Source organism: Microbacterium sp. OR16 (genome assembly GCF_047306725.1).
Classification (GTDB): domain Bacteria; phylum Actinomycetota; class Actinomycetes; order Actinomycetales; family Microbacteriaceae; genus Microbacterium.
Genome location: NZ_JAZEXK010000001.1, coordinates 2,076,940 through 2,103,436, shown reverse-complemented (window position 1 = coordinate 2,103,436; position 26,497 = coordinate 2,076,940). Strand labels below are relative to the sequence as shown.

Genomic DNA, 26,497 nt, shown 5'->3' with positions numbered 1-26,497 from the left:
TGTGTTTCGTGCGTTCTCCTGCACCGAGTGAGGCCCTGCCATAGGAAAAGGCGACACGCCGAGCGCCGATAGACTTGAATCCATGTCCAAGGTGCTCCAGTCCCTCCCCGTCGGCGAAAAGGTCGGCATCGCTTTCTCCGGAGGGCTCGACACCTCCGTCGCCGTCGCGTGGATGCGCGAGAAGGGCGCCGTGCCCTTCACCTACACCGGCGACCTGGGCCAGTACGACGAGAGCGACATCGCCTCGATCCCCGGCCGCGCCCTCGAGTACGGCGCCGAGGAGTCGCGTCTGGTGGATGCCAAGACGGCACTCGTCGAAGAGGGCTTCGTCGCCCTGCAGTGCGGCGCCTTCCACATCCGCTCCGGCGGCAAGACCTACTTCAACACGACGCCCCTCGGCCGCGCCGTCACCGGCACGCTGCTCGTGCGCGCGATGCGCGACGACGGCGTTGACATCTGGGGCGACGGCTCGACGTACAAGGGCAACGACATCGAGCGGTTCTACCGCTACGGCCTGCTGGCCAACCCGCGCCTGCGCATCTACAAGCCGTGGCTCGACGCCGACTTCGTCACCGAGCTCGGGGGACGCCAGGAGATGAGCGAGTGGCTCGTCGAGCGCGGCTTCCCGTACCGCGACTCGGCAGAGAAGGCGTATTCGACGGATGCCAACATCTGGGGCGCCACGCACGAGGCGAAGACCCTCGAGCACCTCGACGTGTCGCTCGAGACCGTCGACCCGATCATGGGCGTGAAGTTCTGGGACCCCTCGGTCGAGATCGCCACCGAAGACGTGACGATCACGTTCGAGGGCGGTCGCCCGGTCGCCATCAACGGCACCGAATACAGCGACCCGGTGGCCCTCGTGATGGAGGCCAACACGATCGGCGGCCGGCACGGCCTGGGTATGAGCGATCAGATCGAGAACCGCATCATCGAGGCGAAGTCGCGCGGCATCTACGAGGCCCCCGGCATGGCGCTGCTGTTCATCGCCTACGAGCGCCTGGTCAACGGCATCCTGAACGAAGACACGCTCGCCACCTACCACGAGCAGGGCCGTCGTCTGGGCCGGCTGATGTACGAGGGCCGCTGGCTCGAGCCGCAGTCGCTCATGCTGCGCGAGTCGATCCAGCGCTGGGTGGGCCTGACCATCTCGGGCACGGTCACCCTGCGGCTGCGCCGCGGTGACGACTGGACCATTCTCGACACCGTCTCGCCGAACCTGTCGTACGGGCCCGAGAAGCTGTCGATGGAGCGCGTCGGAGATGCGGCCTTCGGCCCGGTGGACCGCATCGGCCAGCTCACCATGCGCAACCTCGACATCGCCGACTCGCGCTCGCGCCTCGAGCAGTACGCGGGTCTCGGCCTCGTCGGCGGCGCCACGGGCGAGCTCGTCGGCAAGGTCACCGCCGGTCAGGCCGCCGAGATCTCGGCATCCGAGACCGATGACGAGCAGTTCGCCGAGGCGGTCGACCTGGCATCCGAGGGCGCGGCCTTCGACTCCGGCACCGACTGATCCCCCGTCTGGAAGGCGCGGATGCTGTGGCACCCGCGCCTTTCGCGTGTCGGCCGCATGGGTCCGCCGGCCCCCCGGCGCCCGGCGCTCCGCCTCCGGCCCTCCGGCCCTCCGGCCTCCGGCCCGCCGTGGCAGTGACACTTCGGGGGCCGACGCGCCAGATGTCGGACGCATCCCGCGAAAACGTCCGACATCTGGCGTGTCGGCCCCCGTTCTGCATCCGCGTCACTGAGAGTTCACCCAACTATGTTGCACACGCCTGTGCAAAATACGTATCCTTGATGCATGACCCGCTCACCCCGCTCCGATGCGCGCGCCAACCGTGCCGGCATCCTCGATGCCGCGCGCAGCGCCCTCGCGCTCGATCCGCGTGCCAGCGTCGACGTCATCGCACGCAGCGCAGGGTTGAGCAGACGCACACTGTACGGTCACTTCGACGACCGTGACGCGCTGATCCGCGAGCTGATCAGCACCGGCGCACAGCGCTTCAACGCGATCGCCGAGTCGATCACCGACGCCGACGCGCGCCTCGCCCTCGCACGGCTCGCCGCTCGGCTGTGGCAGGAGGCCGCACATGTGCAGTTCGCCGCGGCGCTCGCACTCGACGAGGATCACGTCGAGCACACCGCCGACGCCCTCGCGCCGCTGCGCAGAGCCGTCGCGCAACTCGTCCAGCGCGGCCAGGACGACGGCAGCTTCCGCGCCGATCTCACGGCCCCCACCCTCTCCCGCCTGATCGAAGAGGTCGCGCGCACCGTCCTCGCACGCACCGACGCCTCCAGCAGCAGCGCCGCCGACCTCGCCGTCCGCACGGTGCTCAGCATCGCGGGCCTCTCCTGGCGCGAGACCGACCAGCTGCTCGCCGCTCACCCCGACATCACGGAGATCGCCGCGTGAGCGGGCCGGCCCCCGCAGCCAGGCCCAACGCGTGGAGCGTCTACCGTCGCGACCTCGGCCGACTGGCACGCGTCAGCAAGGCGTGGATCATCATCATCGGCGTCATCGTCACGCCCTCGCTGTACGCATGGTTCAACATCGTCGCGTTCTGGGATCCGTATTCGAACACCCAGCAGGTCAGTGTCGCGATCGTCGACCAGGACGCAGGTGCCTCGTCCGAGCTGACCGGGCGCATCGACATCGGCGGCGAGCTGGTCGATCAGCTGAAGCAGAACGATCAGCTGGGCTGGGAGTTCGTCGGCGAGGACGAGGCGATGGATGCCGTGCGCAGCGGCCGCAGCTACGCGGCGATCATCATCCCACCCGACTTCAGCCGCGACTTCGTCAGCATCACCACCGGCGACTTCACCCGGCCCGAGCTGAAGTACTACGTCAACGAGAAGGCCAGCGCGATCGCGCCGAAGATCACCGACGTCGGCGCATCCACCCTCGACGATCAGATCAACAGCACCTTCGTCTCGACGGTCGCCGAAGCGGTCAGCGCGCAGCTGAAAGACGCAGGGCTGGATGCCGAGGATCGCCTCGCAGGCGCGCGCGACTCGACCGTCGGCGCACTCGACGAGGCGGCGGGCAAGGTGTCATCGGCCCGGCAGCGGCTCGCCGATCTGCAGACCGGCCTGAAGGATGCCGAGAGCGGCATAGACCGGGCATCCCGCACGCTCAGCACGGTCGACCGCACCCTCGGCGACGTGCAGGTCGCCGTCGCGCAGGCGCAGCAGATCGCAGGTGAGGCGCAGCAGGAGCTGCTCACCGTCACCGACAGCGTCACATCCGCATACGTCTCGGGGTCGACCCTCATCGCCGATGCGGCCGCGAGGATGAACGGCGCGATCGCGACCCTGGCATCCGGCCTGCAGCAGGCGAACGCCGCCGTCGGCACCACCGCAGACGATCTGAAGGCCGTGATCGCGAGCAACGCGGCCGCGCTCGACGAGCTGCAGGCCGCGCTCGATCGCACCGAGTCCGGCTCGGCCGCGGCAGAGCGCCTCAGCGCGGCGATCGACGCGCTGCAGCAGCGCAACGCCGCCGACCAGCAGGTGCTCGCCGACCTCACCGCGCTGACCGCCGACGTGTCGAGCACGATCGACGCCGTCACGGGCGCCGCCGGCAGTGTGAACGGCGCCGTCGAGCAGGCGGCGACCTCGGCCTCCGCCATCCGCGACGCGCTCACGCAGAGTGTTCCGCAGCTGAACCGGGCGATGTCGCAGCTCGCGGCGAGCGCCGACGCGTTCTCGTCGGCACTCGGCGCTCAGCGCACCCAGGTCGCTCAGGCACAGAGCCTGCTCGGTGGCCTGAAGACGCAGCTCGCCGGCGCGGCCGACGCTCTCGCCGCGTTCGACGGCGACCTGGGCACCGCCGAGACCGCACTCGGCACTGTGCGCACCGACGTGCTCGCGCTCGGATCGGCCGAGATCTGGAACCGGCTCGGCGCTGTCAGCGGGCTCGAGCCCGACGAGATCGCGCGGTTCATGGCATCGCCCGTCGAGGTGAACACGAAGACGATGTTCCCCACCGCGGCCTACGGCTCGGCCATGGCGGCGTTGTTCACCAACCTCTCGCTCTGGATCGGGGCGTTCGTGCTGATGGTGATCTTCCGGGTCGAGGTCGACACCGAGGGCGTCGAGGGCATCACGGTGCGCCAGGCGTACGTCGGTCGCTGGCTGCTGTTCGCCACGATCGCCGTGTTCCAAGCCGTGCTCGTGACGGTCGGCAATCTCGTGATCGGAGTGCAGACGGCGAACGCGCTCGCGTACGTCGGCACCGGGGTGCTGATCGGGCTCGCGTACCTCAGCATCATCTACGCGCTGTCGGTGTGCTTCGGGATCGTCGGCAAGGGTCTGTGCATCCTGCTGGTGATCGTCCAGATCCCGGGGGCCTCGGGGCTGTACCCGATCGAGATGATGCCTGCCTTCTTCCGCGGGCTGTACCCCTTCCTGCCGTTCACCTACGGCATCGACGCGATGCGCGAGACCATCAGCGGCTTCTACGGCGCGCACTGGTGGGGCTTCATGGGAATGCTGGCGATCTTCGTCGCGCTGGCCTGGGTGCTCGGGCTGCTTCTGCGCGGCCGCCTCGGCAGCTTCACCCGTCTGTTCAACCGGCGTCTGGCCGAGACCGAGCTGATGGTCAGCGAAGACGTGCAGATCACGGGGCGCCGGCGCACCCCCGAGATCATCCGCGCGCTGACCGACGGCGACGGATTCCGTGCCGACGTCGCGCGCCGCGCCCAGCGCTTCGGCGAGCGCTACGCGACGCGCCTGCGCCTCACGCTGCTCGTGGGCGCCGCGGGGGTCGCCGTGCTCGCGCTGTGCGGATGGCTGATCCCCGAAGCCAAGGCGGTCGTGCTCGGTCTCGGCGCGCTCTGGTGCTTGCTGCTGATCGGGTTCGTCGTCGCGCTCGAGTACATCAGGCAGAGCATCGAGCAGGCCGCCGAGGTGAGCGAGATGCCGGATGCCGAGCTGCGCCGCGCCCTCGCGGTCGAGAACTCCGCACAGCGCGAGGTGCTCGCAGATCCGGGTGCCGACGCGACTCCTTCCGTGGGTCCCGCCGTCTCCGCCGATGCCGCCGCGGCCGCGACGTCTGCCGGCGGTGACGCCGCGACGTCGGAGCGCACGGCGGTGCTCGAGCATCCGGATGCCCGACCCGACGCCCAGCCCGACCAGCGGAGCATCGACGAAACCGGCGACGACGACACCGTCGCCCTCGACGAGCTGTTCGCCGACGAGGCGCCGCAGACACCGGATGCCGATGACGCGAGCGATCTCGGCCGGCCGGCCGACGAGCATCCGGAACAGGCGACCGACGGGCGCGCCTCCGACGGACCCGACCAGTCCGACCAACCCCACCAGTCCGACCGATCCGATGAGCCGGATCAACCCGACCAGTCCGACCAACCCGACCAGTCCGACCAACCCGACCGGCCGCACCAGAAGGAGGGCGAGAAGTGAGCAGCATCCTCGCCGTCATGCGGCACGACCTGCGACGGGCGATGAGCAGCGTGATGGCGCTCATCGTGCTCTTCGGGCTCGTCGTGATCCCGTCGGTGTTCACCTGGTTCAACGTGATCGCGAGCTGGAACCCGTTCGAGAACACCCGCAACCTCACCGTCGCTGTGGCGAACACCGACGACGGCTATCAGAGCGACCTCATGCCGCTGCGCATCAACGTCGGCGAGCAGGTCGTGTCGGCGCTGCGCGCCAACGACGACCTGAATTGGGTCATCACCTCGAAGCACGACGCGATCGACGGCACCCGGTCGGGCGAGTACTACGCGGCGATCGTGCTGCCCACGACCTTCAGCGCCGACATGATGACGTTCTACGCGAACAACGGCGATCGCACCCGCATCGACTACTACCTCAACGAGAAGAAGAACGCGCTCGCCCCGAAGATCACCGGGCAGGGCGCCAGCGAAGTCACCAAGAGCATCAACGAGGTGTTCACCGAGACGCTCAGCGAAGCCGGGCTGAACATCATCACCTCCCTGTCGAACTACCTCGACGACGCCGACACCCAGGCGGCGCTGTCGAGGCTGCAGGCGCGAGTCGAATCGGTCGCCGCGCAGCTGCGCGCAGGGGCAGGGACCGCCGACATGTTCACGTCGCTCATATCGTCGAGCAGACCACTGGTCGACAGCGCCTCGGGCCTGGTGAGCGCCTCCGGCGACGCGCTGCGCGACGCCCGCGGGGCGTTCGGCGGCGGGAAGGACGCCGCCGGCTCGCTGAAGGACGCCCTGTCGTCGACCACCTCGTCGCTCGACGCGGCGCTGAAGGGCACATCCGACAGCTACGAGTCGGTGTCGGAGAGCATCGAGCAGGTGTTCGCCACCATGGATGCGCAGTCGGCGAGCGCCGCTCGCACGATCGCCGCACTCGCGGACCGGGTGCAGACGCAGGTCGATCAGCTGCAGACGCTGCGTGACGGACTCGTGCGGGACGTGCGGCCGCTGCTGCCTGAGACCGCACTCGACGCGTTCGACGCATCGGTGTCGGCCATCGACGCGGCCATCGCGCGGCAGACGTCGCTGCAGGAGCGCCTCGACGAGGCCGCGACGCAGATCACGACCGCCGGCACCGCGAGCCAGAGCACCCGCGCCGAGATCGAGCAGCTCACCGCTCAGGCGAAGGCCGCGGTCGACGACGCGCGCCGCTCGTACACCGACAGCCTGCGCCCGAAGCTCGACGCCCTCGCATCGACGCTCGCGCGCATCAGCACCGGCGTCGACACGATCGGCAGCGACCTGTCGAGCGCCGCCGGCTCGCTCACCGGCTCTTCGTCGACGGGTTCGGCGCTGTCCGACGCCGAGGCGCTCACCGCCGGCATCTCCGACTCGCTCACCGAGACCGCCGCCAGGTTCGACGAGCTCGCCTCGGCGCTCGCGACCGCTCGCGACACCGGCGATCTGACCGAGCTGACCGAGCTGATCGGTGCCGATCCCCACGCGCTCGCGACGCATCTCGCCGAGCCCGTCGAGCTCACCCGCGTGCCGGTGTACTCGGTGATCAGCTTCGGCGCCGCGATGACGCCGTTGTACACCGTGCTCGCCCTGTGGGTGGGTGCGCTGCTCACCTCGGTCGCGATCCGTGTCGACCCGCCGCGCGGAGGTGCCACGGGACTTCCCGAGCTCTCCCCGACCGAGACCTACCTCGGGCGCTTCGGCATCTTCGCCGTCGTCGGATTCCTGCAGAGCTCGCTGCTCGGGCTCGGCAGCGTGGTGTTCACGCAGGTGCAGCCCCAGCATCCGCTCCTGCTGATCCTGGCGGGATGGGTCGCGTCGCTCGTGTTCACGCTGATCATCTACACGCTGGTCGTCACCTTCGGCAACGCCGGCAAGGCGCTGGCGGTGCTGCTGCTGGTCATGCAGATCTCCGGCTCCGGCGGCGCATATCCGCTGCAGGTGCTGCCGCAGTGGTTCCAGAGCATCAGCCCGTTCCTGCCCGCCACTCACGCGGTGAACGCCATGCGCTCCGCGATCGCCGGCATCCATCAGGGCGACTACTGGGTCTCGCTCGGGTGGCTGCTGGCGTTCACGCTGCCGGCGCTGCTGCTCGGACTGGTTCTGCGGCGCCCGTTCATCCGCAGCAATCAGAAGATGCTGGCGGCTCTGGAGTCGACGAAACTCATGTGATCTCGTCGGGCCAGTGGGTAGGATGCCAGGGCGCGCGCTTGCCCGAGACGCGCACCCGGACTGCGTGACACGCAGTCCCACCTACCCTTGAGGACTTCCGCCGATGACGACTGATATCCGCGCTGCGGCACCACCGCGCAGCCTCGCCGCACGCATCGGAAGAATCGCGTTCCTCGTCGTCGCCGCCCTCGTGGTGATCGCCGTCGCCGCCGCTTTCTTCCTCACCTGGACGATCCAGCGATCATTCCCGCAGACGTCGGGTGAGCTGTCGCTGAAGGGTCTGGACGAGTCGGTGACCGTGCAGCGCGACGACCGCGGCATCCCGACCATCACCGCCTCCACGTCAGAGGATCTGCTCTTCGCGCAGGGCTTCGTGCATGCGCAGGACCGCTTCTTCGAGATGGACTTCCGCCGGCACGTCACCTCGGGCCGCGTGGCGGAGATGTTCGGCGCCTCGCAGGTGGGCACCGACAAGTTCCTGCGCACGCTCGGCTGGCGCGCGGTCGCCGAGCAGGAGGTCGAGGCGCTCGACGAGACGACCCTCGGCTACTACCAGGCGTACGCCGACGGCGTGAACGCGTACCTGGCGTCGCGGTCGGGTGCCGAGCTCTCGCTGGAGTATGCCGTCCTCGGCATGCAGAACCCGGACTACGAGCCCGAGCCCTGGGAGCCGGCCGATTCCGTCGCGTGGCTGAAGGCGATGGCCTGGGACCTGCGCACCAACATCGAGGACGAGACCGACCGGGCTCTGCTCGCGGCGCGGCTCGCCGATGCCGGCGAGACCACCGAGCAGACCGGCGCGCTGATCGAGAGGATCTACCCCGAGTACCCATTCGGGAAGAACCCGGTCATCGTGCCCGAGATCTCGCCCGTCGACCCTGTCACGACCGACGCCACCCCTGCCTCGTTCTCCGGAAGCGGCGACGCCGAGATCGCCGACGCGCTGCGCACCGTCGAATGGCGTGAGGCCGACAGCGTCATCGAGGCCGCGAGCATGCTGCTCGGCGGTGCGGGCGAGGGCATCGGGTCGAACTCGTGGGTCGTGTCGGGCGATCTGACCGAGAGCGGGATGCCGCTGCTGGCCAACGACCCGCACCTCGGCGCCGCGCTGCCGTCGGTCTGGTATCAGGTGCAGCTGAAATGCCGGAAGGTGAGCGAGGCGTGCCCGTTCGACGTCGGCGGGTTCTCGTTCTCGGGGATGCCGGGCGTCGTCATCGGTCACAACGCGAAGATCGCGTGGGGGTTCACCAACCTCACCACCGACGTCGCCGACCTCTACGTCGAGAAGCTCGACGGTGATTCGTACTGGCGCGACGGCGCGCTGGCCCCGCTCGAGGTCGAGAAGGACGTCATCAAGGTCGCCGGCGGCGACGAGGTGCCGCTGACCATCCGGCGCACCGCGCACGGCCCGATCATCTCGGGCCTCACCGACGACTTCACCGCCATCGGGGAGGATCCGGTCGTCGGCGACGCGGACGCTCCGCTGCCGCTCGCCGGCGCGCCCGAGATCCCCGCCGGCGACACGGCCGTGAGTCTGCGGTGGACGGCGCTGGATCCCGGCACCACCTCCAGCGCCCTGTTCGCGATGAACACGGCGGATGACTTCGCGAGCTTCCGCCGCGCGGCATCCCTCTTCGACGTGCCCGCGCAGAACCTGGTCTACGCCGACCTCGAGGGCAACATCGGCTATCAGGCGCCGGGGCGCCTGCCGATCCGCGGCGTCGGCGACGGCACGCTGCCGCAGCCGGGCTGGGACAGCGCCTACGACTGGCAGGGCTTCATCCCCTTCGACGAGCTGCCGGTGTCGTACAACCCGCCCGAGGGCTACATCGTCACCGCGAACAACGCGATCGTCGGCGACGATTACGACTACTTCCTGTCGAAGGACTGGGACTACGGGTACCGGGCCGCACGCATCGCGCACCTGATCGAACGCCGCTCTGCCGCGGCGCCGCTCACCGCGCAGGACATGCGCGAGATCCAGATGGACGACGAGATGTGGATCGGCAAGCAGCTCGTCGCCGCGATGGAGGGGGTGCCTGTCGAGCGGAAGGGTCCGAAGGCCGCGGTCGACCTGCTGCGCACCTGGGACGTGCAGAACACGCCCGACTCCCCCGCCGCGGCCTACGCGAACGTGCTCTGGTCGAACCTCGTGCACAACGTCTTCATCGACCGCGAGGTGCCGATGCCCGTCGGCGACCAGGGCCGCCTGTTCACCGTCGTCGGCCAGATGCTCGAAGACGAGAACGACCCGCTGTGGCAGAACGAGCGGGTGGGCGTCGACGACATGCAGTCGATGCTCGCGCTGGCCGCCGACCAGGCCTATGACGAACTGGCCGAGCTGCAGGGCGAGGATGTGACCGCCTGGCGCTGGGGCGACCTGCACGCGCTCTCGCTGACCCACTCCACCCTGGGAACCTCCGGCATCGCTCCGATCGAGATGCTATTCAACCGCGGGCCGTACCGGGTGGGCGGCGGCGCCTCGGTCGTGAACGCGACGGGATGGCGCCTCGGCGAGTCGTACGCGACGGTCACCGTGCCGTCGATGCGGATGGTCATCGACCTCGACGACTTCGACGCGTCGACGTGGAACCACCTCACCGGCGCGAGCGGTCACGCGTTCGACGCCCACTACACCGACCAGACCGCCGACTGGGCCGAGGGCATCCAGAAGCCGTGGGCGTTCACGAAGAAGGCGGTGGGGAAGGCGACGGTCGATCGGCTGGTGCTCACCCCCGCGGGGTGACGGGGCCGGTCGGCGGGTGATCGTTCGCGGGCGGGTGCTCGCAGCCCGGTAGCCTAGAGGGATGCCCGAACGTCTGCTCGCACCCGAGGGCACCGTCGCCGACATCGGCGAGTTCACGTACGCCGGTGCGACGCTGGTGCACGAGGACTTCGGCTCGGGCCGCCGGCCGATCGTTCTGGCGCACGGCATCGGCATGGGCCGCAGCGTGTATCTCGACCTCACGACCCACCTCGACGGCCGGATCATCGGTCTCGACCTGCCCGGTTTCGGCGAGGCGCCCGAGCCCGAGCGCACCCTCACCATGGAGCGTCACGCCGACCTCGTCGCCGCCTACCTGCGCAGCCGCCGCATTGACGACGCGGTGATCATGGGCCACTCCATGGGCAGCCAGATCGCGGCCGAGATCGCGGTGCGCCACCCCGACGTCGTCTCGGCACTCGTGCTCGCAGGCCCGACCTTGAACAGCGCGTCGCGCAGCATCCGGGCTCAGGCCGGGTACCTGCTCTGGGATCTGCTGCACGAGCGACCCGAGGTGCTGTGGCGAGGAGCGCGCGAGTACGTGCGCGGCGGCCCGCATCTGCTGCGCAAGATGAAGGCGACGATCGTGCACACCCCCGAGAACGCCTATCCCCGCGTGCGCGTGCCGGTGCTGGTGGTACGCGGTCAGCGCGATCCGCTCGCCCCGATGACCTGGTGCCAGGAGATCATCGACATGGTTCCGGATGCCCGTTTCGTCGAGATCCCCGACCACGGCCACGGCACGCTGATCAGCGAATCCGGCGGAGCCGCGGCCACGATCCGCGACTTCGTCCGCGGCCTCTGACCGCGGGCCGCCCTGCACCCCGGAGCCGTCGCGTGGTCAGCCGGCGGCCGGCGGGGTCTCCTTCGACTCGGCGTACTCGTCGACGACGAGGCTGTGTGCCTGGATCGTGCCGTTGCGGTACGCCTGACGGCCCACCATGTGGGCCGAGAGCGGCGCGGTCGCGAACTGCAGCAGGATCACCGGGATCACGATCACCAGCCCCAGCAGCATGCCGCCGATCGTGCGCTGCGCCACCGCGATGGCCAGGCAGATCAGCACGAGGCCGAGCACCTGCGGTTTCGTACCGGCATGCAGGCGGCTGGGCACATCGCGGAAGTGCAGTAGACCCACCGCGGCCGACAGGCAGAGGATGGCGCCCAGCAGCACGAGGATCAGCGCGATGGTCTCGGCGACCGGTGCCGGCAGGGCGATTTCGAGGAACGATGTCACGGTCATGGTGTCGTGTTGTCCCTTCGCGCGACGTAGCGGGCCACCGAGATCGACGCGAAGACGCCGACGGCCGCGATGATGAGCATGACGGGGATGTTGCGGGTGTGCCCGTTGATGGCCATGTCGGCCCCGAGCACGCACATCACCTCGGTGAGCAGCACGTCCGATGCGACCGTGCGGTCGAGGATCGACGGGCCCCGCACGATGCGGATCACGGCGAGGATCGCCGCGATGCCGAAGACGACGAGGATGGCGATGAGCAGCGGGTTCGTCATGCCTCTCCCTTCTCGTCCGATCGGAGCGCCCGGTACTGCTCCGGAGTTCCGACCGCGCGGACGATGCGGCGCTCCCAGGCGAGCACCCCCTCGCGGAATCGGTCGACGTCGGCGCGGGTGCGCACGCCGATGACGTGCAGGTACAGGATGCGCCGGTCGCGGTCGCTCTCGACGACCAGCGATCCGGGGATGAGCGAGGCTGTCACGGCGACGTGCGTGGTGAGGATGTCATCGGCATAGCGCAGCGGAATCGCGATGATCGCGGCCCCCGGCTGGCGTCGGAGGTCGAAGACCTGGATTGTCACGCTGATCGCGCCCATCACCACCGCGCCGAGGAAGAGCACGATGAACACCAGCGAGTGCCAGACGTTCACTCGACCGACCAACTCGACCGTCGGCAGGCGGAAGACGCGGGTCACGAAGATCGCGACCAGGATGCCGGTGACGATCGCCAACGGTGTGAACTGGTGCCAGAGCAGCATCCACAGCAGCACGAGCCAGATCATGAACGGCAGCTGGAGCAGGATGTCGCGCATGATGCGGCGACGGGCGTCGGCATTCATCAGCTCGCCCCCTCATCGATCAGCTCGAGCGTGACCGGCTGCAGCAGCCCGGCCCCGATGCGGTCGCAGATCGCATAGAGCGGCCCGGCGAAGACGGTCAGCGCGAGCGTCACCGCGACCATGCCCGCGGTGGCATACGTCATGATCGGCGGGATCTCTCTGGTCTCACCCTGTTCGTCGGCGGCCGGTGCGTTGCCGAGGTACTCGATGCGGCCGTCGTTCTCGGAGGCGCCGTCGTCTTCCCGCCAGAAAGCGAGGTTCCACGCGCGCATCAGGGCGTAGAGGGTGAGCAGCGAGGTGAGGATGCCGCCGAAGATGAGCACGATCATCAGCGGTGTGCCCACGTCGGCGGCGGCTTCGAACAGCGCGACCTTGCCGATGAAGCCCGAGAACGGCGGCAGACCGCCGAGGTTGATGGCGGGCACGAAGTACAGCACGGCCAGCACCGGCGCCGCCTTCATCAGACCGCTCACACGCAGGATGGACGTGCTGCCGGCCTTTCGCTCGATCAGCCCGACGGCGAGGAACAGCGTGGTCTGCACGACGATGTGGTGCACGATGTAGTACACCGTGGCGCCGATGGCGGCCTCGGTCGCGATGGCCAGACCGAAGATCATGTACCCGACGTGACTGACGAGGGTGAACGACAGGATCCTCTTCAGCTCGGCCTGGGCTACAGCACCGAGCACCCCGATCACCATCGTCGCCAGTGCGACGATCAGCAGGAGGTCGTTGATGTCGTTGCTCGCGAAGATCTGGGTCTCGGTGCGGATCAGCGCGTACACGCCGACCTTGGTCAGCAGGCCCGCGAACACCGCGGTGACCGGCGCGGGCGCGGTGGGATACGAGTCGGGCAGCCAGAACGACACCGGGAAGATCGCGGCCTTGATGCCGAACGCGACCAGCAGGATGAGGTGCAGCACGAGCTGCGTCTCCTGCGGAAGCTGGGCCACGCGCTCCGCGACCTGCGCCATGTTCACGGTGCCGACGGCGCCGTAGATCAGCGCGATTGCGGCGAGGAACAGGATCGACGACACGAGCGAGACGACGATGTACACCGCTCCCGTGCGGATGCGCGATTCGGTGCTTCCCAGGGTGATCAGCACGTACGACGCGACGAGCAGGATCTCGAATCCGACGTAGAGGTTGAACAGATCACCCGCGATGAACGCATCGAAGATGCCGGCCGCGAGGATGAGGTAGGTCGGGTTGAAGATCGAGATCGGCGTCTCCTCGGCGCCGTCGGCGGCGCCCTGACCGATGGAGAAGAGCAGCACCGCGAGCAGCACGATGCTCGAGATGAGCACGAGCAGCGCAGCCAGGCGGTCGACGTAGAGGATGATGCCGAACGGCACGGGCCAGCCGCCCACCGAGACCGCGAACGGCTGATCCGACGCATCCACGGCGAGCAGCAGCACCGCGGCGATGATCGAGACCGCCACGAGGGTCGCGGTGGTGACGACGACCTGCAGCCGGGGGCTGCGGCCGAAGACGAGCGTGACGGCCGCGCCGAGCAGCGGCAGCATCACGATGAGGGGAACGAGTGCGCTCACGGCCGATCCTCCCTCTCATCGTCCTGGGTCCCCGAGCCTGTCGAAGGGCCGGCAGCCGGAGCGTCGGGCACATCCACCGGCGCGTCGTCGACGATCGCCGGATGATCGCGCATGTTCAGAACGGTGATCGGAGCCGTGGTGACCCCGACGAAGTCGGTGGTCGCCTCGTCGTCGTCGCTGGTGGACTCGTCGTCGAAGAGATCCTCCTCGGCATCCGTCCGCTCGCGCACCGCGATGTCGCCCAGGTCGTCCTCCACCGTGTCGGCCTGCCCGAGCTGCCACGAGCGGTATATCAGGGCCAGCAGGAACGCCGAGACCGCGAACGTGATGACGATGGCCGTCAGGGTCAGCGCCTGCGGGAGGGGGTCGCTGACCTCGCCCTCCTCGCCGTAGAACGGCGCCGATCCGGGCACGCCCATCACGATCAGCAGCAGCAGGTTGGTGGCGTTGCCCAGCAGCAGGAAGCCGATGAGCACCCGGGTGAGGCTGCGCTCCATCATCGCGTAGACGCCGGCGGCGAACAGCACGGCCATGATCACGATGAGGGCCAGGGAGACGTCCATCAGATGACCGCCCCCCGACTGCGCGTCTCGAGCGTCTGCCGGTCGACCTCGGCGCCGAGGCTGCGCAGCACGTCGAGCACGAGCCCGATGACGACGAGGTAGACGCCGATGTCGAAGACCGTCGAGCTGACGAACTCGATGTGACCGAGCACCGGCACCTCGGCCTCCCACACGGCGCTCTGCAGTGGCGCCATGCCGAAGAACAGCGGCAGCAGAGCGGCGCCGACGGCGAGGATGAGTCCTCCGCCGAGCAGGCGCCCGGCGTCGGTCGGCGCAGCCGCGCCCAGCTCCCATCGGCCTCCGGCGATGTAGCGCATCACGAGCGCCATGCCCGCCACAAGGCCGCCCGCGAAGCCGCCGCCGGGCAGGTTGTGACCGGCGAACAGCAGATAGATCGACACGAGGATGATCGTGTGGAACAGCACCCGCACGATCACCTCGAGCAGGATCGAGCGGTTCTCCGCCTTCATCTGCTGACCGCTGACCAGCCACGCCCGCGGCGCGCCGCGGTTCTCGGCGGTCTGGAATCGCAGGCCCTCGTCGGTCTCGACCATCGGCCGACGCGCCGTCGACCGCCGAGTCGTCTCGGGCAGGTCGCGTGTCGCCGAGAGCAGGTCTGCGCGGTGGGTGACGAAGACGAGGGATGCCACACCCGTCGCGGCCAGCACGAGCACGCTCAGCTCGCCCATCGTGTCCCACCCGCGGAGGTCGACGAGGGCGACGTTGACCACGTTCTTGCCGTGTCCGAGCTCGTAGGCGAGCTGTGGGAAATCGACCGAGATCGGATCGAACATGCGCGCCTGGGTCGCGACGATGGCGAGGAAGGCCATCACCACTCCCACACCGACGGCCAGCACGGCACGCGGGATCCGCCCGACCGACGCGTTGTGCTCGCCCATGCGCGAGGGCAGTCGGCGCAGCACCAGGGCGAAGGTGACCATGGTGACGGTCTCGACGAGGATCTGCGTGAGCGCGAGATCGGGGGCGCCGCTGGTCGCGAACAGCACGACCATGCCGAGCCCGGTGACCGAGACGAGCACCACTCCCGTGTATCGCTTGCGGGCGCGCACGGCGATGATGCCGGCGATGGCCATCACCGGGGCGACGACTATCTGCACGGGTGTGTGCCAAGCCGAGAGGGCGAGTCGATCCGGCATCGCGGCGACGAGCGCAGTGGCTTCGGCTGCGAGCAGCACGACGAAGATGGTGCCGACGTACAACGGCAGCGAACCGCGCTGCGTGACGCTGGTGGTCAGCACCGAGAGTCGATCGACGCCGCGCATGACGAGGTAGTACGCGTCGGCGGCGGTGAAGCGCAGCAGGCGGGGCCGGCGATCCCAGCGGGTGCGGATGCTGAGCACGAAGAGTCCGATGCCCACGACGATCGCGCCCAGCGACAGCAGCAGGGCGGGCTCGAGCCCGTGCCAGAGCGCCAGGTGCCCCGGCTCCGCCGACCCGAGCGTCTTCGCGTAACCCTGCAGGGCGACATCGACGGCCGGAGCTCCGATGCCGGCGGCGAGGCTGATGCCGGCGAGCACGATCGGCGCCGAGAGGAAGCCCACCGGCGGATCGGGCCATGCCGTCTCGGGCATGTGTGCGCCATCGGCATCCCTCTTGCGCCAGAACGCACCCCAGAGGAATCGGCAGCCGTAGGCGGCCGTGAGGATCGCGCCGATCGTCGAGCCGACGAGCGCCACCCATCCCCACACCGAGCCGTGCAGGGCGTCTTCGAGCAGGGCGGTGAGGGTGGACTCCTTGGCGACGTACCCGATCGTCGGCGCGACGCCCATCATCGAGGCCACCGAGATGAATGCGGCGGTCGCCATCACCGGCGCCTGCCGGCCGACGCCCGACAGCTCGTCGATGTCGCGCGTGGAGAGCTGGCGGTCGATCACACCGACGATGAGGAACAGCGCCGACTTGAACAGCGCGTGCCCGATCACCAGGGCCAGGCCCGCCAGTGCCGCGGCCGGCGTGCCGTAGCCGACGACGACGGCGAAGAACCCGAGCTGGCTGACGGTGCCGAACGCCAGGATGCGCTTGAGGTCTGTCTCGCGCAGCGCCTGGATGCCGCCGAGCAGCAGCGTGAACACGCCCAGCGTGATGACGATCGGTCGCCACGGGGCCGCGAGCGCGAAGATCGGCGCGAACCGCGCGATGAGGTAGATTCCGGCTTTCACCATCGCCGCTGCGTGCAGGTACGCACTGACCGGCGTGGGCGCGGCCATCGCGCCGGGCAGCCAGAAGTGGAACGGGAACAGCGCCGACTTCGAGATCGCGCCGACGAGCAGCATGACGATCGCCGCATCGACGAGCGGCCCGTCCGGGGCGAGGGCGAGCAGCTCCCGGATGCTCGCCGTGCCGGCGTCGACGACGAGCAGGATCACGCCGACGAACATCACGAGTCCGCCGAGCGTGGTCACCAGCAGGGCCTGGAGGGCGGCTCGTCGACTGGCCGCGCGGCGCCGGTAGTGGCCGATGAGCAGGTACGACAGGATGCTCGTGAGCTCCCAGAACATCACGAGCATGACCAGATCATCGGTGAGGACCAGCCCGTACATGGCGCCCGCGAAGCCGAGCAGGACGCCGGCGAACTGGCCGACCTCGCGCCCGTCGTCGTGGAAGTACCAGCGGCAGTACAGCAGCACCAGCGCGCCCACCCCGGTGACGATGAGCGTGAGCACCCAGCCGAGCACGTCCATGTGCATCGAAAGGTTCAGCCCGAGCCGCGGTATCCATCGGTAGAGCTCGAACGGGGCGTCCCGGCCGTCAAGCACGTGCGGCGTCTGCACGAGAGCGTGCGCGAAGGCCGCTGCGGGGATGAGCGCCCCGAGCACGAACGCCTGTGCTCCCAGCCAGCGCACCAGGACGGGGAGGATGACGGACCCGGCCAGGAACACGGCGAGGAGCAACAGCATAAGCGGCTCCTCAAGCTCGTCGAGGCCTTCCGGCACAGGCGGGCGATGTTCCTCTATTCTACGGGGCCTCTTGCGCCACGCGGCGCCGCGGATCGTAATCTGAGCACATGAGCGTCAGCTTTCCGAACGGCCCCGCAGTGCCCGAGATCGGCATCGGAACCTGGTTCCTGGGCGATGATCCTGCCCGTCGGGACGACGAGATCGCTGCGATCCGGGCCGGCCTCGACGCCGGAGCGACGGTGGTCGACACCGCCGAGATGTACGGCGACGGTCGCTCGGAGGAACTCGTCGGCGAGGCCATCCGCGGGCGCAGAGACGATGTGTTCCTCGTCAGCAAGGTGCTGCCGCACAACGCGTCGAAGAGCGGTGTGCGCCGTGCGGTGCACAGCAGCCTGCGCAGGCTCGGCACCGACCGGCTCGACCTGTACCTGCTGCACTGGCGCGGGCCGATTCCCCTCGAGGAGACGGTGGCCGTCTTCCAAGCGCTCCGTGACGCCGGCGACATCGGCGCGTGGGGAGTGAGCAACCTCGATCCGGATGACATGGCCGAGCTGCCGGCCGGCTGCGCGACCGATCAGGTGCTCTACAACCCGATCCGCCGCGGACCAGAGGTCGACCTGTTCCCGCTGCTCCGAGCGCAGAGCATGCCGATCATGGCGTACTCGCCACTCGAGCAGGCCCGGCTTCTCGAGGACCCGCGCCTCGCCGGTCTCGCATCCGACGTCGGCCTCACCCCCGCGCAGCTCGTGCTCGCCTGGGTGGTGCGCGACGGCGACGTGCTTGCGATCCCCAAGGCGGCCTCCGTGGCACACGCCCGGCAGAACGCCGCCGTGCTCGGCACCTCGCTGCCCGACGACGTGGTCGCCGAGATCGACCGCCTCTTCCCCGCGCCCCGACAGCCCGTGCCCCTCGAGATGCTCTGAGGGCGCGTCGTCGAACGCCCGGCGCGCTCGCCTCAGACCGCAGGCGGCCCGGCCGTCTCCCCCGCGCGGAACTCGCACGCGAAGTGCACCGAATCCCCGCCCTCGCCGTCCAGCATCCGGGCCACCTGCTCGCCCGCGGCACGCCCCTTCTCGAGCGCGGGCTGCGCCATCGTCGTCAGCTCGAGTGAGCCGATCCCGTCGGCGGCGATGCCGTCGAAGCCGACGACGGTGAGGTCGTCCGGAACATGCAGGCCGAGCTCCTCGGCGGCGCGGATGGCACCGACGGCGAGCAGATCGCTCTGCGCGATGATCGCCGTCGGCCGATCGTGGCGCAGTTCTCCGTCGTCGTTGGCGAGCAGCATGCGGGCGACGAGGTGGCCCTCGTCGACCAGGCTGCCTGCCGCCGTGATGGCGACCGCCTCGGGGAAAGCCTCACGGAACCCGGCCAGCCGGTCGAGTGTGACCGAGACGGTGGCCGCCGCCTCGCGCTCGGGGGTCAGCACAGCGCGCTCACGCGCCGAGTCAAGCGGCAGCGTGATCGTCGCCGCGCGTCTATGCCCCAGCTGGAATACGTGCCGGGCGATCGTGGCGCTCGCCTCACGGTTGTCGAGGGTGACCTGCGGCACGTCGATTCCCGCGTCGCCCTCGATCACGACGACGGGCAACCCGCGCCGCCGCACGACCTCGAGCACCTCCCGCGCCCGCGCCGAGCATCCGATCAGCACGACGGCGTCGACGGGAGCCTCGGTGATGGCCGGCGGCTCGTCTTCTCGGGGGTCGTCGCGCAGCAGCAGGATGCCCGTGCTGATCGACGCCAGCGCGTCGGTGAGCCCGTCCATCATCGCGGTGGTGACGGGATCGAGGAAGGCGTGGCGCAGCTCCCCCGCAAGCACCACACCGACGATGCCGCTGCGACCGGTGCGCAGCGAGGCCGCGCGGGGATCGGGTCCGGTGTACCCGAGAGCCGTGGCCGCCGAGAGCACCTTCTCGCGGGTGGCGGCGGCGACGTTCACCTTGCCGCTGAACACCACCGACGCCGTCGAGGTCGACACTCCCGCCTCGCGGGCGACGTCGGCGATGGTCGCGCGTCGCGTGCCGGTGCTCATCCTCCGAGGATATCTCGCAGTCCCCACCCGGGGTCCTCGGGTATCGAATCGATTCGATACGATGGGCGGATGGATACCGCCCTCACCCGCTCGCAGTTCGTCCGCTGGCGCGTAGCGATCTTCGCGATCTTCCTCGCCAGCGGTCTATCGATCGCGACCTGGGCATCACGCGTGCCGAGCATCGCGGCCGCGCTGCAGATCGACAAGGCGCAGGTCGGCCTTCTGCTGCTGGGCATGGGCATCGCATCCATCATCGGCATCTCGACCGGGCCGGTCCTGATGGCCCGCACCGGCGCTCGACTGGGGATGCTGATCGGCATGGTCATGTTCGGCTCGGGCGTCATCCTCATCGGCGTCGGGACGGACCTGCTCGGGTCGGTGCCCGTCGTGATCGCCGGACTGGTCCTGTTCGGATTCGGCAACGGCTCCGTGGACGTGATGATGAACGTCGAGGCCACCGCCATCGAGCAGCAGATGGGCAGGACGATCCTGCCGGTGTTCCACGCCTTCTTCAGCTTCGGCACGGTCATCGGCGCCGGGGCGGGCGCGGGAGCGGCGCTGCTGTCGATGAACGTCGCCACCCACGCCGGCATCATCGGCACGGTCATCCTGGTCGCCGCCGTCGCCTGCTTCTTCCAGGTGCCCGTCCGCGAAGCCGCCCTCGACCCCGCCCCCGACGAGAAGCCCTCGATGGGTCAGCGTCTGCACACCGCACTCGAAGCCTGGCGCGAGCCGCGCACCTACGCGCTCGGCATCGTCATGCTCGGCATGTCGTTCGCCGAGGGTGGGGCCAACGACTGGATCGCCCTCGGCGTGGTCGAGGGCCACGACCAGGAGGTCGGCATGGGCGCGCTCGGCCTCACCGTGTTCTCAGTGGGCATGACCGTCGTCCGCCTCTTCGGCGGGCCGCTGGTCGACCGATTCGGTCGCGTGACCGTGCTGCGCGTGCTCGCCGCGACCGCGGCATCCGGCATCCTGCTCTTCATCCTCGCTCCGAGCCTGCCCCTCGTGCTGCTGGGAGCCGCGCTGTGGGGAATCGGCGCTTCGCTGGGATTCCCGCTCGGCATGTCGGCCGCGGCCGATGACCCCGCGAAGGCTGCGGCTCGCGTCAGCGCCGCGGCCACGATCGGCTACGTCGCGTTCCTCGGCGGACCCCCCGTGCTCGGCCTGATCAGCGAGCACATCGGGCTGCTGAACACGCTGTTCATCCTCGTGGCGCTGGTGGTCATGTCGGGGCTCTTCTCGTCGGCCGCCAAGCCGCTGCACGCCGGCGAGCCCGCCCTGACGAAGTAGGCTCTTCGGGTGCGTCTCGTCATCGCCCGCTGCTCGGTCGACTACACCGGTCGGCTCAACGCCCATCTGCCCCTCGCCACCCGCCTCCTGGTGCACAAGGGCGACGGCAGCCTGCTCGTGCACTCCGACGGCGGCAGCTACAAGCCGCTGAACTGGATGAGCCCGCCGTGCTCGCTCTCACCCGAGATCCCCGGTGAGGAGGAGGCCAGTGCCGGCGTCGTCGAGGTGTGGCGCGTCACGCACCGCAAGACCGGAGACGCGCTGCGCGTGCAGATCTACGAGATCATCCACGACTCGCAGCACGATCTCGGCATCGACCCCGGCCTGCAGAAGGACGGCGTCGAGGCAGACCTGCAGCGGCTGCTGGCCGAGCAGGTCGACCTCATCAGCGAGGGCGCGACGCTGGTGCGCCGCGAGTACCCGACGGCGATCGGTCCTGTCGACCTGATGGTGCGGGATGCCCGGGGCGCCGCCATCGCGGTCGAGGTCAAGCGTCGAGGAGACATCGACGGAGTCGAGCAGCTCACCCGCTACCTCGAGCTGCTCGGGCGCGATCCGCACCTCGCGCCCGTCACCGGAGTGTTCGCCGCCCAAGAGATCAAGCCGCAGGCACGGGTACTCGCCGAAGACCGCGGCATCCGCTGCGTCGTGCTCGACTACGAGGGCATGAAGGGCATCGAGTCAGGCATCCCCCGCCTGTTCTGACGCTCGCCGATCAGCCGGATGCCGTCTCCCGGCCCTCGCTGCCGCCCGTAGGCTGGATGCATGCCCGCTTCGTCATACACCTGCGTCCTCTGGGATGTCGACGGCACCATCGCCGACGCATCCGCCGGCATCCTTCCGCGTCTGCGGCAGGTGTTCGCGTCGTACGGTCTGGCCGAGCCGGATGCCGATGCGCTGTCGCTGTGGATAGGGCCGCCGATGCTCGAATCGTTCCAGCTGCGCGCCGGCATGGACGCCGTGCAGGCCGAGGAGGCGGTGCAGAGATACCGTGCCCTCGCTGCGGCAGACGGCTATGCCGCGTCGGTCGAGCTCTACCCCGGCGTCGCCGACGTGCTGCGCGCGGTGCATCACGCGGGCATCCCGCAGGCGACCGCGAGCACCAAGCCCGAGAACCAGGTGCGGGCCATCCTCGACCACTACGAGCTGACGCCCCTGTTCACCGCGGTCTCCGGGGCGAGGGTCGGAAGCATCGGCAACCACGACGGCAAGTCCTTCGTCGTCGGCCAGGCGCTCGACCGCCTGCGCGCGGCCGGTGTCGACGTGTCACGCCCTGTGCTGATCGGAGACCGTCACCACGATGTCGACGGGGGCGCGGAGCACGGCATCCCCGTCATCTTCTCGGAGTGGGGCTTCGGGCATCCGGACGAGGCGGTCGGCGCGAAGGCGCGGGTCGCCGGCGCCGACGAGCTGCACGCCCTGCTGCTCGGCTGACCCGCCGGCCCGCTGACCGGCTGGCTGGCTGGCTGGCTGGCTGGCTGGCTGTCCGTTACATCCCGAGGGCCGACACTCCAGATGTCGGACGTCTTCGCGGGATCGGGCCGACATCTGGCGTGTCGGCCCCCGAACCGTAACCCCCCCCAGACGCAGAACTCCCCGGCGCCGACCGGCACCGGGGAGTTCGAAACCCGCCTCAGAGAGGGCGGATGTTCTCGGCCTGAAGGCCCTTGGGGCCCTGTGCCACATCGAACTCGACGCGCTGGTTCTCGTCGAGCGAGCGGTAGCCGTTGGACTGGATCGCGGAGTAGTGCGCGAACACGTCGGCGCCTCCGTCATCGGGGGAGATGAAGCCGAAGCCCTTCTCCGAGTTGAACCACTTGACCGTGCCCTGGGTGCTCATTTACTGCCGTTCTGCTGATTGCCATGTCGACGCAGGATGCTCCGACTGCGCTAACGCTATCCCAGCGGACCCTTCCGTCAACAGGCCGAAGCAGAAGGTGACACAAATGTTGCATGAAACGTGTGCGGCCCCCACCGCGGGGGGAGCGGTGAGGGCCTGAGACGACCGGAGGGTGCGTCAGGGTTCAGCATACATGGTCGCCGAGAAATTTGTCCCCCAAATGGGGGACAAATCGGAGAATAAGTGTCATGATGAGAGCGGCCCTCTCGCCTCAGCTTCTGGGGAGATGCAGGCAAGGGGCCGAGGTATGCGGAGATCGTCGGAAACTGGGGAGTAGCCGTCACCGAAGGGGACTCGGGGAACAAGCGATCAGATCCCACCGCATGCACCTCCAGGATACGACCTGGGGGACCGAATGGGGATTGCAGGCTCGGAGAGGAAACGTCAGCACAGCGAGGCCGACGACCTCTCCGAGCCGCTTCATGTCGAAGGAACGCCGTCGGATGACGTCGCTAACGTGAGCCGCCGCGACTGTCAATCCCTTGGCTCGATCCCGCACCCGGATGACACGCTGGCATCTCCACGTCAGACCGGGCGGTGATCCCGCCCCGAATGGAGGGAGACACCATGGGAGCCATGGACGACGCCAAGCACAACACCGAGAAGCTCGTGGGCAAGGCCAAGGAGGGCATCGGCGATGCCACCGACAACGAGCGCCTTCAGGCCGAGGGCAAGACCGACCAGGTCAAGGCCGACGCCAAGAAGATCGGCGACGACGTCAAGGACGCGTTCGACAAGTAGTCTTCGCGGCCGTTGCGCCGAACGACGCGCCGTCGACCCCCGGGTCGGCGGCGCTCGTCGTATCACCGGAAGACGAGGAGGAGCCGATGGATGCCGCACGTTTCGGCGTCGAAGAGGAGTTCCTGCTGCTCGACGAGTCGGCGCTCATCCCCCTTTCGGGCAGCGGCATCGTCGAGCGGGTGAAGGGGCCGGCACCGGGCGGGGGCACCATCACCTCCGAATACCTCACGTGCCAGTTCGAGTGCGCCACCGATCCGGTGCGCACACGGGAAGAGGCCGGGTCGCAGCTCGGCGGCATGCGACGGGTGCTCGCCGAGCTGGCACCCGACAATGCGCTGGTCGCCGCCACCGGCGCTCCGCTCGCGCAGTGGAACGCGCCGCTGATCTCGGCGTCGAAGCACTACGACGACGTATCGACGCTGCTGGGTCAGCTCACCAGGCAGCACGCCGTGAACGGCCTGCACGTGCACGTCGAAGTGCTCGGTGATGAAGAGCGGGTGCGCGCCCTGCGTCGCTTGCGGGCCTGGCTCCCGGTGCTGCTCGCGCTCAGTGCCAACTCGCCCTTCACGTACGGAGTGGCATCCGGGCTGGCGAGCTGGCGCAGCGTTCTCATCCGGCGCCTGCCGGTGTCGTGGGCACCACCTGCCTTCCACGACGCCGACGAGTATCACCGCACGGTCGAACGGATGGTCGCGGTCGGGCTGCTCCCCTCGCGCGGATCGACGTCGTGGGCCGTACGTCTGTCGGAGCGGTTCGACACGGTCGAGGCCAGGGTCGCCGACGCTCAGCTGCGCGTCGACGATGCGCTGCTGCAGGCGTCGCTGACCCGCGCGATCGCTGTGGCCGACGACCTGCCGGATGCCGCGCCGCCGGCCGCTGAGCTGGATGCGGCGCTGTGGCTGGCCGCGCGCCACGGAATGGATGCCAGGCTGTTCACGCCCGAGGGCGAGATCGAAGACGCGTGGACCGCGACCCGGCGGATGCTCGACGGCATTCGCCCTGCACTCGCCGCCATCGGCGACGAGGCCTTCGTCGACGACCAACTGGGCCGCCTGCGGGCGGAGGGGACCGGGTCGCAGCGGCAGCTTCGCGCCTATCGGACGGGTGGCGTGATGGCACTGGCGGAACTGTACGGCCGGTGGTGAGCGGCGACACCGGCGGCGAGCAGCGGACGGCATCCGCCGCGGACTCGAATCGTCACGCCTCGATGCGTCGGCGGCTTATCATCCAGTATGGGAAGACTGAAGTACGACAGCACCGAGCCGCCGATCACGATCGACGATGAGACGCTCGTGCATCTGAAGATCGTCATCGGCACCAAGCTGCGCCGCAACGAGAGCTTCCTGCTGACCTGGCTGCGCGGTGACGAGGCGCAGGACGCGCGGACCACCATCTGGGTGCATCCGGCCATTCCGCTGCAGTTCGGCTTCGACACCGCCGTCCTGCCGCCCGTCGCGCCGGAGCGGATCACCACGATCATGACGTCGCTGAACGCCTCCGGCGAACTCGTGCTCGACGAGTACCTCTCCACCAGCTCATCCAATCGGTCGTGAAGCCTCTCTCATCCGCTGCGGACGGAAACGGCGAAGGCCCCGGATGATCCGGGGCCTTCGCCGTATTTCTAGTGGTGCGCGAGGGGGGACTTGAACCCCCACGCCCTTGCGAGCACTGGCACCTGAAGCCAGCGCGTCTACCTATTCCGCCACTCGCGCATCGTCTCGTTCCGTAGAACTCAACCTCGAAAGGCTATCACGATGACGGGTGTGCTTCGAACCGGCACGACCCCGAGAGGCGGTTATCCAGCCCGCCTGACTACGATGGCCCTACCGGTCGGCATGCCAGAGGAACCTCGTGGGATTACTTGACAGCTTTGAGAAGGGTCTGGAACGCGCTGTGAACAGCGCGTTCGCCAAGACCTTCCGCAGCGGCATCCAGCCCGTCGAGATCGCCTCGGCGCTGCGGCGCGAGGCGGACACGAACGCGGCTGTGGTCAGCCGCGACCGCATCATCACGCCCAGCGACTACCTCGTGCGGCTGAGCCCCGACGACCACCAGCGCATGCGCGGGCTCGGCCGCGCGCTGCACGAAGAGCTCTTCGCGCTGATGACGAAGCACGCCAAGACGCAGGGGTACAGCTTCGCCGGCCCGCTGCACATCTCGATGGAGGCCGACGAGAGCGTCGCCACCGGCATCGTGCGGGTGAACTCCTCGTCGGTCGAGAGCACGGTCGAGTGGCAGGGCGTCGTCGAGATCGACGGCCGCCGGCATCCGCTCACCAGCGCCCGCACGGTGATCGGTCGTGGCGGCGATGCCGACATCACCATCTCGGATGCCGGGTCCAGTCGCCGGCACGCCGAGATCCTCTGGGACGGCGAGCGCGGGATGCTGCGCGACCTGGGCTCGACGAACGGCACCAAGGTCGACGGGCAGAAGATCCGCGAGACCGCCCTCACCCCCGGTACGTCGTTCACGATCGGCCGCACCGAGCTGACCTTCCAGGTCGTTCCGGTGAGCCCTTCGACAGGCTCAGGGACCCACCCAGGCTCAGGGACGCAGAGGGGAACATCTCGATGAGCGAACTCGTGCTCCTCCTGTTGCGCATCGGCTTCCTGGTGCTGCTGTGGTTCTTCGTGTTCGGCGTCGTCTACTCGCTGCGCGCAGACTTGTTCGGCGTCCGGGTGCGCAAGATGCCCGCAGGTGAGGCGGCCGCCATTCCCGCCCCCTCCCCCGCCCCCAAACCGGTGAAGGAGCCCTCGAACGGGCGCGTGCCCACCCACCTGGTCATCACCTCGGGCCCGAAAACCGGACTCGAGGTGCCGCTGGGCTCGGCGGATTCACTGTCGATCGGCCGCTCCAGTGAGTCGGGCCTGGTGATCCGCGACGACTACACCTCGAGCCACCACGCGCGGCTGTCGAGGCGCGGCGACATCTGGACGATCCAAGATCTCGACTCCACCAACGGCACCTACCTCGACGGGCGACGCCTCGGCGACAAGCCCCTGCAGGTGTCGATCGGCACACCCATCAAGGTGGGCGCCACGACCTTCGAGCTGCGATCGTAAGGCC

Annotated in this window: 23 protein-coding genes and 1 tRNA gene; 15 read left to right on the top strand and 9 right to left on the bottom strand. The window is 69.0% G+C overall.

Annotated elements, in window-relative coordinates:
• Positions 1–82: 82 nt before the first annotated feature.
• From argG to V2S05_RS10205, 6 genes are all read left to right on the top strand, one after another.
• Positions 83–1,513: an argininosuccinate synthase gene (gene argG, locus V2S05_RS10230; RefSeq protein ID WP_413635058.1), complete on the top strand. Its 1,431-nt coding sequence runs from the start codon at positions 83–85 to the stop codon at positions 1,511–1,513.
• 285 nt (positions 1,514–1,798) lie between these two features.
• Positions 1,799–2,410, top strand: a complete 612-nt coding sequence (locus V2S05_RS10225; RefSeq protein ID WP_413635057.1) for a TetR/AcrR family transcriptional regulator — start codon at positions 1,799–1,801, stop codon at positions 2,408–2,410.
• Complete coding sequence (locus V2S05_RS10220; RefSeq protein WP_413635056.1) at positions 2,407–5,418, top strand: YhgE/Pip family protein; 3,012 nt, start codon at positions 2,407–2,409, stop codon at positions 5,416–5,418. The genes V2S05_RS10225 and V2S05_RS10220 overlap by 4 nt, the downstream gene beginning before the upstream one ends.
• Positions 5,415–7,598, top strand: a complete 2,184-nt coding sequence (locus V2S05_RS10215) for a YhgE/Pip family protein (RefSeq protein ID WP_413635054.1) — start codon at positions 5,415–5,417, stop codon at positions 7,596–7,598. Before V2S05_RS10220 ends, V2S05_RS10215 begins: the two co-directional genes overlap by 4 nt.
• A 103-nt stretch (positions 7,599–7,701) precedes the next feature.
• Positions 7,702–10,344 carry a penicillin acylase family protein gene (locus V2S05_RS10210; RefSeq protein ID WP_413635052.1) on the top strand — a complete coding sequence of 881 codons (2,643 nt, stop codon included), beginning with the start codon at positions 7,702–7,704 and terminating at the stop codon, positions 10,342–10,344.
• A 61-nt stretch (positions 10,345–10,405) separates the two neighbouring features.
• Entirely contained in the window at positions 10,406–11,167 is a 762-nt protein-coding gene (locus tag V2S05_RS10205) for an alpha/beta fold hydrolase (RefSeq protein ID WP_413635050.1), read from the top strand.
• 36 nt (positions 11,168–11,203) lie between these two features.
• Here the strand turns inward: V2S05_RS10205 and mnhG are convergent, their stop codons facing one another.
• Genes mnhG through V2S05_RS10175 form a run of 6 tightly spaced genes read right to left on the bottom strand, consistent with a single transcriptional unit; the run spans position 11,204 to position 17,468 of the window.
• Positions 11,204–11,602 (bottom strand): monovalent cation/H(+) antiporter subunit G, encoded by a 399-nt coding sequence (gene mnhG, locus V2S05_RS10200; RefSeq protein WP_413635048.1) that lies wholly within the window; start codon positions 11,600–11,602, stop codon positions 11,204–11,206.
• On the bottom strand, positions 11,599–11,871 hold the full coding sequence (locus V2S05_RS10195) for a monovalent cation/H+ antiporter complex subunit F (protein WP_271638963.1): 273 nt from the start codon (positions 11,869–11,871) through the stop codon (positions 11,599–11,601). The genes mnhG and V2S05_RS10195 overlap by 4 nt, the downstream gene beginning before the upstream one ends.
• Positions 11,868–12,434, bottom strand: coding sequence for a Na+/H+ antiporter subunit E (locus V2S05_RS10190; protein ID WP_413635045.1), 567 nt, complete (start codon positions 12,432–12,434; stop codon positions 11,868–11,870). The genes V2S05_RS10195 and V2S05_RS10190 overlap by 4 nt, the downstream gene beginning before the upstream one ends.
• The gene (locus V2S05_RS10185; RefSeq protein ID WP_413635044.1) at positions 12,434–13,987 is read right to left on the bottom strand and encodes a Na+/H+ antiporter subunit D; all 1,554 of its coding nucleotides are present in this window, start codon (positions 13,985–13,987) and stop codon (positions 12,434–12,436) included. Before V2S05_RS10185 ends, V2S05_RS10190 begins: the two co-directional genes overlap by 1 nt.
• On the bottom strand, positions 13,984–14,550 hold the full coding sequence (locus tag V2S05_RS10180) for a Na(+)/H(+) antiporter subunit C (RefSeq protein WP_413635043.1): 567 nt from the start codon (positions 14,548–14,550) through the stop codon (positions 13,984–13,986). Before V2S05_RS10180 ends, V2S05_RS10185 begins: the two co-directional genes overlap by 4 nt.
• Positions 14,550–17,468, bottom strand: coding sequence for a Na+/H+ antiporter subunit A (locus tag V2S05_RS10175; protein WP_413635041.1), 2,919 nt, complete (start codon positions 17,466–17,468; stop codon positions 14,550–14,552). The genes V2S05_RS10180 and V2S05_RS10175 overlap by 1 nt, the downstream gene beginning before the upstream one ends.
• Positions 17,469–17,575: 107 nt before the next feature.
• On the opposite strand from V2S05_RS10175, the gene V2S05_RS10170 reads away from it, so the two are divergent.
• Positions 17,576–18,391: an aldo/keto reductase gene (locus V2S05_RS10170; protein ID WP_413635040.1), complete on the top strand. Its 816-nt coding sequence runs from the start codon at positions 17,576–17,578 to the stop codon at positions 18,389–18,391.
• Positions 18,392–18,423: 32 nt separating this feature from the next.
• Here V2S05_RS10170 and V2S05_RS10165 read toward each other — a convergent pair whose 3' ends face one another.
• Positions 18,424–19,497, bottom strand: coding sequence for a LacI family DNA-binding transcriptional regulator (locus V2S05_RS10165; RefSeq protein WP_413635038.1), 1,074 nt, complete (start codon positions 19,495–19,497; stop codon positions 18,424–18,426).
• Between the two features lie 69 nt (positions 19,498–19,566).
• Between V2S05_RS10165 and V2S05_RS10160 the strand changes: the two genes are divergently transcribed.
• From V2S05_RS10160 to V2S05_RS10150, 3 genes are read left to right on the top strand one after another with little or no spacing between them, the layout of a single operon-like run.
• On the top strand, positions 19,567–20,790 hold the full coding sequence (locus tag V2S05_RS10160) for an MFS transporter (protein WP_413635036.1): 1,224 nt from the start codon (positions 19,567–19,569) through the stop codon (positions 20,788–20,790).
• 9 nt (positions 20,791–20,799) lie between these two features.
• Positions 20,800–21,495 (top strand): endonuclease NucS, encoded by a 696-nt coding sequence (gene nucS, locus V2S05_RS10155; protein WP_413635034.1) that lies wholly within the window; start codon positions 20,800–20,802, stop codon positions 21,493–21,495.
• 60 nt (positions 21,496–21,555) lie between these two features.
• Positions 21,556–22,224, top strand: coding sequence for an HAD hydrolase-like protein (locus V2S05_RS10150; RefSeq protein WP_413635033.1), 669 nt, complete (start codon positions 21,556–21,558; stop codon positions 22,222–22,224).
• A gap of 199 nt (positions 22,225–22,423) precedes the next feature.
• Here V2S05_RS10150 and V2S05_RS10145 read toward each other — a convergent pair whose 3' ends face one another.
• Entirely contained in the window at positions 22,424–22,630 is a 207-nt protein-coding gene (locus tag V2S05_RS10145; protein ID WP_110555044.1) for a cold-shock protein, read from the bottom strand.
• Between the two features lie 636 nt (positions 22,631–23,266).
• Between V2S05_RS10145 and V2S05_RS10140 the strand changes: the two genes are divergently transcribed.
• From V2S05_RS10140 to V2S05_RS10130, 3 genes are all read left to right on the top strand, one after another.
• Entirely contained in the window at positions 23,267–23,431 is a 165-nt protein-coding gene (locus V2S05_RS10140) for a CsbD family protein (RefSeq protein WP_413635032.1), read from the top strand.
• Positions 23,432–23,517: 86 nt separating this feature from the next.
• Positions 23,518–24,576 carry a YbdK family carboxylate-amine ligase gene (locus tag V2S05_RS10135; protein WP_413635031.1) on the top strand — a complete coding sequence of 353 codons (1,059 nt, stop codon included), beginning with the start codon at positions 23,518–23,520 and terminating at the stop codon, positions 24,574–24,576.
• Between the two features lie 87 nt (positions 24,577–24,663).
• On the top strand, positions 24,664–24,984 hold the full coding sequence (locus V2S05_RS10130) for a hypothetical protein (protein ID WP_413635030.1): 321 nt from the start codon (positions 24,664–24,666) through the stop codon (positions 24,982–24,984).
• 72 nt (positions 24,985–25,056) lie between these two features.
• Here V2S05_RS10130 and V2S05_RS10125 read toward each other — a convergent pair.
• A tRNA-Leu gene (locus V2S05_RS10125) sits at positions 25,057–25,143 on the bottom strand.
• A 139-nt stretch (positions 25,144–25,282) separates the two neighbouring features.
• Between V2S05_RS10125 and V2S05_RS10120 the strand changes: the two genes are divergently transcribed.
• Together V2S05_RS10120 and V2S05_RS10115 are read left to right on the top strand one after the other, a co-directional pair.
• The gene (locus V2S05_RS10120) at positions 25,283–26,005 is read left to right on the top strand and encodes an FhaA domain-containing protein (RefSeq protein ID WP_413635029.1); all 723 of its coding nucleotides are present in this window, start codon (positions 25,283–25,285) and stop codon (positions 26,003–26,005) included.
• Positions 26,002–26,493, top strand: a complete 492-nt coding sequence (locus V2S05_RS10115; protein ID WP_413635027.1) for an FHA domain-containing protein — start codon at positions 26,002–26,004, stop codon at positions 26,491–26,493. The genes V2S05_RS10120 and V2S05_RS10115 overlap by 4 nt, the downstream gene beginning before the upstream one ends.
• Positions 26,494–26,497: the final 4 nt, after the last annotated feature.